Source organism: Mesorhizobium sp. M0437, assembly GCF_040321335.1.
GTDB lineage: Bacteria > Pseudomonadota > Alphaproteobacteria > Rhizobiales > Rhizobiaceae > Mesorhizobium.
Genome location: NZ_JAMYRK010000070.1, coordinates 22,081 through 28,080 on the forward strand (window position 1 = coordinate 22,081; position 6,000 = coordinate 28,080).

At 61.1% G+C, this 6,000-nt stretch carries 7 protein-coding genes; 6 read left to right on the forward strand and 1 reads right to left on the reverse strand.

Annotated features, from left to right (window positions below; translation table 11 throughout):
* Positions 1 to 462 precede the first annotated feature (462 nt).
* The 4 genes from NKI72_RS28965 (at position 463) to NKI72_RS28980 (ending at position 3,344) form a co-directional block, all read left to right on the forward strand.
* Entirely contained in the window at positions 463 to 1,008 is a 546-nt protein-coding gene (locus NKI72_RS28965; protein ID WP_352458173.1) for a hypothetical protein, read from the forward strand.
* A 119-nt stretch (positions 1,009 to 1,127) separates the two neighbouring features.
* Positions 1,128 to 1,883, forward strand: coding sequence for a phage terminase large subunit family protein (locus tag NKI72_RS28970; protein WP_352541146.1), 756 nt, complete (start codon positions 1,128 to 1,130; stop codon positions 1,881 to 1,883).
* A gap of 81 nt (positions 1,884 to 1,964) precedes the next feature.
* Positions 1,965 to 3,056: a methyltransferase gene (locus NKI72_RS28975; RefSeq protein ID WP_352851507.1), complete on the forward strand. Its 1,092-nt coding sequence runs from the start codon at positions 1,965 to 1,967 to the stop codon at positions 3,054 to 3,056.
* 51 nt (positions 3,057 to 3,107) lie between these two features.
* Positions 3,108 to 3,344, forward strand: coding sequence for a hypothetical protein (locus tag NKI72_RS28980; protein WP_352472079.1), 237 nt, complete (start codon positions 3,108 to 3,110; stop codon positions 3,342 to 3,344).
* Positions 3,345 to 3,360: 16 nt separating this feature from the next.
* On the opposite strand, the gene NKI72_RS28985 is transcribed toward NKI72_RS28980, so the two are convergent.
* On the reverse strand, positions 3,361 to 3,573 hold the full coding sequence (locus tag NKI72_RS28985) for a hypothetical protein (RefSeq protein ID WP_352851508.1): 213 nt from the start codon (positions 3,571 to 3,573) through the stop codon (positions 3,361 to 3,363).
* A 209-nt stretch (positions 3,574 to 3,782) separates the two neighbouring features.
* Here NKI72_RS28985 and NKI72_RS28990 point away from each other — a divergent pair, with 209 nt between their 5' ends.
* Together NKI72_RS28990 and NKI72_RS28995 are read left to right on the forward strand one after the other, a co-directional pair.
* Entirely contained in the window at positions 3,783 to 4,376 is a 594-nt protein-coding gene (locus tag NKI72_RS28990) for a hypothetical protein (protein ID WP_352541144.1), read from the forward strand.
* Between the two features lie 361 nt (positions 4,377 to 4,737).
* On the forward strand, positions 4,738 to 5,901 hold the full coding sequence (locus tag NKI72_RS28995) for an acyltransferase family protein (protein WP_352851509.1): 1,164 nt from the start codon (positions 4,738 to 4,740) through the stop codon (positions 5,899 to 5,901).
* The last annotated feature ends 99 nt before the right edge of the window (positions 5,902 to 6,000 follow it).

Sequence of the window (6,000 nt, forward strand, 5' to 3'; positions counted from 1 at the left end):
CTTTCAGGATGCGTAGTGACTGAGAGCCGGTTCAATACAATCAACGCTGGAATACAAAGAAGTCCAGCTTTCAAAAAGGATTTCATGACTCAGTGTGCGGCGGGATTAGGGGCAAAGCCACTAGGTTACCGCAAACAATGGGCAAGAATAATAAACACAAGTGTTGAAGCGTTGCCAGAGGTGTACTGCAAACGCTGGACTGATGCGGCGGTGAGCGGGCGAATGACGTATGCGGATTACAGAAATGGATTGTCGCGACCTACCTACGAAAGTAAGTTGATCAAGATACTTCAGGGCCATTAGCCGGCCCGCCTGTGTTCGTCGCGCGCCGTCCCGGTTTTGCTCCAGCAAGGTATCTCGCATGAGCCGCCACGTCCCCTTCATGACCAGCGCGGTTGCCAAGCCATGATCCGGAACTAGACTGGCTACATTGGGCGGGAGATCACAACTATGAATAGACGAATGGTGTTGATCGGCGGCCTTTCGTCAATTGTCGTATCACCAGAAGGCAACGTCGGCATGTCAGCAACTTTTCCTCCTGTCCCGAAATGGCGGCCATCGTTTTCGCAGCCCATCGATCGCATCGAAGAGCGCTTTGGCTACTACTTCAACCAGGAGCGTGACTTTGCCATCCTTGAAAACGGCACCTGTGTGCTGACGGAGGCCGGTCTTTCCGATGGCGCTGCATCCTTGGCAGCCATCCAGACGCTTGCCGAGATCTACAACTACCACCCGGACATGAAACCGTCTGATATGGACGATGGCAATTTGTTGGTCAGCTACAATCATCCTGCCTTCAACGTCGTGCTGACCGACATTGCCAAGGCGCATTGGCCAGAGATCGAGGCTCGCCACCAGGACGGACTGACGACCGACGAGGTGTTGTTCACGCCGCTCGGGCAGAACGTATTCGATGATTTTGGCAAAAAGGCGCTGCTAGGCCGGTGCTACATGTTCATGGATGCACAGGCGCCGAAAGTCGTGCGCATCAAACGTCGGGCGATCTGATCCCGACTTTTCGACCGGCTCCGTGGCAGGTGTTCCGAGCGATGCAAACGGAGCCGCGAGGCGGGGCGTTGAAGCGCGCACCCGCCCACTACGATTCAATGCCGCGAGGGTGAAAAACAATGACCCGTCACGTCACCTTCATGACCATCGACGATGCCGGGCACTATACGCCGCAGCAGCGCGCCGAGATCATTGCCGCCTATCCGGCGCATGAGCGTGAGGCGCGGGCCAAGGGCATTCCGGTGCTCGGCTCCGGCCGCATCTTTCCGGTGGCCGAGGAGCTGATCGCCTGCGAGCCGTTCCCGCTGCCGCGCTATTGGCCGCGGCTCGGGGCCCTCGATTTCGGCTGGGACCATCCGTCGGCGGCGGTCGAGCTCGCCTGGGATACGGAGGCCGATGTCGTCTATGTCACAAAGGCCTGCCGGGCTTCGCAGCAGACGCCCGCCATGCAGGCGCTGACCTTGAAACCATGGGGCGAATGGCTGCCTTGGGCATGGCCGCGCGACGGCCGCCGCGAGACGCTGGAAGGTGCCGGCACCGCACTGGCGAAGCAATATTCCGCACACGGGCTGAACATGCTCGCCAGCCATGCGCAGTTCGCCGACGGTTCGGTCTCGGTCGAAGCCGGGCTGATGGAGATGCTCGACCGCATGCATTCAGGCCGCTTCAAGGTGTTTGCGACGCTTTTGCCGTGGTTCGAGGAGTTCCGGCTCTATCACCGCAGGGACGGCCAGGTGGTGAAGCTGCGCGACGATTTGATGGCGGCGACCCGCTACGGCGTGATGATGCTGAGGGAGGCGCAGGTCGACCCGGCGGTGTTCAAGGCCGCGCGGCGCAAGGCCGGGCAGGCCGATCCGCTGGGGGCGTTTCGGTGAGGAAAATCGGGAGGGAGGCAATGCGCTCCGGCTCCGATTGGAAAACTGTAGTGAACGTCCGTGGACGTGGTGTAGCATCGAATGATCCCGCTCAAGGGACGCATCGGCGTGGCCTCACGGGGGCGTTCGCCGATAGGAGAGGCTCAGATGCAAGACGGAATTTCTCCAGACCACATACTGCAAATTGGCTTTGGGTTCTGGCCAGCCAAGACATTGTTGAGCGCCGTGGAACTGGGACTCTTCTCGCTGCTTGCGGACGGCCCCAAAACGGGCCTCGAACTGCAAGGCGCGATGGGGCTGCATCCGCGCGCAACGCATGATTTTCTCGACACCCTCGTCGCGCTCGGATTGCTGCAGAGGGACGGCGCCCGTGAAACCGGCAAATACGGCAATACGCCATCGACCGCGCTGTTCCTGGTCAAGCGGAGCCCCCAATACATCGGTGGAATCCTTGAGATGGCGAACGCACGACTGTATCGGTTCTGGGGCGATCTCACACCGGCATTGCAAACCGGAAAGCCTCAAAACGAGATCAAGGAGACAGGCAAGTCGATGTTCGGCGAGCTCTATGCGGACCCGGCGCGCCTGGAGCAGTTCATGGACGCGATGAGCGGCATCTCCATGGGCAATTTCACGGCGTTTGCCGAGAAATTCGACTTTTCCAAATATAAGACGCTGGCCGATATAGGCGGCGCAACCGGGCAGCTTTCGGCCATCGTCGCGGCGCGGCATCCGCATATGCAATGCCGGACGTGCGATCTCGCCGATGTGCAGCCGATCGCCGAACGGCGCTTGAGGGAGCGCAATCTCGGCGGCCGGGTCATCGCCGAGACGATCGACTTTTTCGCGGACGAATTCCCCAAGGCGGACATCATCACGATGGGAATGATCCTTCACGACTGGAATCTCGAGAACAAGAAAATGCTGATCGCCAAGGCCTACCGTGCATTGCCGACCGGTGGCGCGCTGGTCGCCATCGAGAACATCATCGACGACGAACGCAGGCAAAACGGCTTCGGTCTCATGATGTCGCTGAACATGCTGATCGAATTTGGCGAGGCGTTTGACTTCACCGGCGCCCAGTTCACCGAGTGGTGCAAAGAGGCAGGGTTTAGTCGCTGCGAGATTATTCCGTTGGCGGGACCTGCAAGCGCAGCAGTGGCTTACAAGTAGAGGCTTGGCACCCGCGCGCAGTTCGCCGGCGGTTCGGTGGCGGTCGGGCCGATGCTTGGCCGCATGCAATCAAGCCGCTTCAAGATGGTTTCGACGCTTTTGCCCTGGTTCGAGGAGTTCCGTCTCTATCATCGCAGGGACGGCCAAGTGGTGAAGCTGCGCCACGATCTGATGGCCGCGACCCGCTACGGCGTGATGATGCTGAGGGAGGCGCAGGTCGACCCGGCGATGTTCAAGGCCGCGCGGCGGAAGGCCGGGCAGGCCGATCCGCTGGGGGCGTTTCGGTGAGGAAGCGCCGAAAAGCTTAGCCGGGCTCCTTAGCCCATTCGCCGCCGCTGCCATGATAGATCTCTGCGGAGAGCAAGAAAACCTGTGCGCAGGTCGTGCAGCGAAAGCGGTAACGAAGCAGATCGTCCCATGGTCCATCCGGGTTGAGATCCGAAAGCGGGATGACACTCGACATAGGACCACCCGGTACTTGCTGCAGAATACCGTCGCGTATGGCCTCTTTGGCCATCGTGATCGCCGCCGCGAGACAACCGGTGCTAAAGATCGTACGGGTCTCCTCGATCGGCGCGCAGTTACTACAAGTCATGCGCTTGTTCCCATAGGTACATCCACAAGTCACAGGCCAAGGAAATCCAGACGGCAAAGAGAGTCAATCTAGCTTGGCGCCTCGTTTCTCTAGGGCTCTCCGCTTCGCAGCGTGCCGGAAAGTGACCCAACATGACCCTCCGCATCATTCCCGCCACCCTGCGCGACCTCTCCTACATCGCCGCCAACCTCCGGCCCGAGGACCGGGCCGAGATCGATTGCCAGTTCGATGCCTGGTCGCCTGCGCTGCTGGCGCTGACGGCGCTGCAAGGGTTTGCCTATGTCGCCGAGCTCGACGGCAATCCGGAGGCCGGCTTTGGCGCTGCCGAGCAGCGCGGCGGCTTATGGATCGCCTGGAGCTGGGGCACGCGCCACATGAGGCGCTGCGTGCCTGGGATTACGGAGTTCTTTCATGCCGTGCTCGGGCCTGAAGTTGCCGCGCGCGGCGCCTGGCGTGTCGAGGCCCGCGCCTTGGCCGCCAATGATTTGGCGCTGCGCTGGCTAGGCCGGCTCGGCGCGACGCAACGCTGCCGCCTGCCGGGCTATGGCAGGAACGGCGAGGATTTTCTGCTCTACGACTGGACAAGAGCCTCTCACTTTGGAGAAAACTATGTGCCTTTTTCAAAAGCCGCCGGCGCTGAAGCCGTTGCCGCCGACACCGACCATTGCCGACAAGGACGTGCAGGCGCGCGAAGCCGCCTTGCGGGCCCAGCTTGCGGCCAATGACGGCACCGCAGGAACGGTGAAGACCGATCTGTCGCCCAGTGAGCTGACCGGCCAGCGCCGCGTGCTGCTGGGGGTGTGACATGGGCGCCATGAGAAGAGTGTTCCGCAACCGGGTGCTGGCTTGGTGGTACTGGCGCCGGCATGCAAGGTTGAAGATGAGATAGACGGGAGCTTGCCTGCCGGGATCGCGTAAGCCGCGATCCTTCGCGCCCCGGGTGTTCAAGTGCATGCCTCTACAATTGCCCTCAGGTGTTTCGCGTTTTCCGTAACAGCCCAGCGCAAATCGTGTTCCTTCCGCACGGTTGACATTCCTCCCTCAGCCGCCATGCTGCATTGCAACATGGCTATCGAGGAGTTCGGCATGACAGAAGCCCGGTCATCGCGCATCGAGTGCCTGGACGGGCTTCGGGCGCTTGCCGCGATCTGGGTGCTCATCGGGCACTGCTTGTTGTTGACCGGCTGGCAGATTCCTATTCTCGGCGAACCGGACCTCGGCGTCGATCTGTTCATCATGCTGTCCGGCTTCCTGATGGTGTTCCACTACCAGCTGCGCCAGGACAGGGAGCCTTGGCAAAGGCCGGAAACCTGGCTGAAATTCTGGACCCGCCGCTATTTCAGGATAGCGCCGCTGTTCTACGTCATGCTGTTCGTTGCCCTGGCGCTTGGCCACTATCTCTACGGGTCGAGAATGGTCATCGACGAGTTCCTGCTGCGGTCGCCGCAGGCGCCCGAGCGTTATCTCGACAGCGGCCTCAAGAATATCGGCGCCCATCTGCTGTTCCTGTTCGGCCTGGTGCCGAATTTCGCCTATCGCACGCCGCTGCCCGACTGGAGCCTCGGGCTGGAGATGCAGTTCTACGCACTGTTTCCGGCCATCATGCTGCTGGTGCGCAGGCTTGACTGGCTATGGGCGGCCATGCTGGTCGCGGCGATCGGCAGCGCGATCGTGTTCTTGATGGGACAATTGTCGGTCCACTTTCCAATGCCGTCGTTCCTGCCGTTGAAGATGCAGATTTTCCTGTGCGGGATGCTGCTGGCGGGCGTCGTCCATCAAAGGCAGAAGCGGCCTTTCGTGCATCTGGCACTGGCCATGCTGCTGGCGGCGCTGCCCTTCGGCGGCGGCTATGGGCTGAGCAAGCTGTTGATGCGGGAAGCGCTCGTCCTGGGGTTCTTTGCCCTGGTTCTCTACCGGATGCTGCCGGGAACGATGGGCATCGTGGCCAGAAAGATCGCCATGACGCTCGCCAACAGGTTCTTTCATTTGATGGGTGAGCTTTCCTTCAGCATCTATTTGATCCATCTGCTGGTTCTCCAGCCGGTGGCGGCTCTGGTCATCACCCAGTTCGGCCACGAGCTGTCGGCGCCGTTGCGCTTCGCGGTCGTTGTTGTCGTCGTCTTGCCGGTGGTGTGCCTGCTGTCCTGGATCACCTATACGCTGATCGAAGTGCCCGGCCAGAAGATGGGCCGTTTCGTGGTGCAGCGCTTTGGGCGCAAAGCCGCGCTGGAGACGACGCCGGCGGAATAAGGCGCTTCCAATCTCCCCCCTTGAGGGGGAGATGTCGCCGCAGGCGACAGAGGGGGTCGCCGCTCCACGCGAGCCGCCCCCCTCTGTCCTACCGGACAT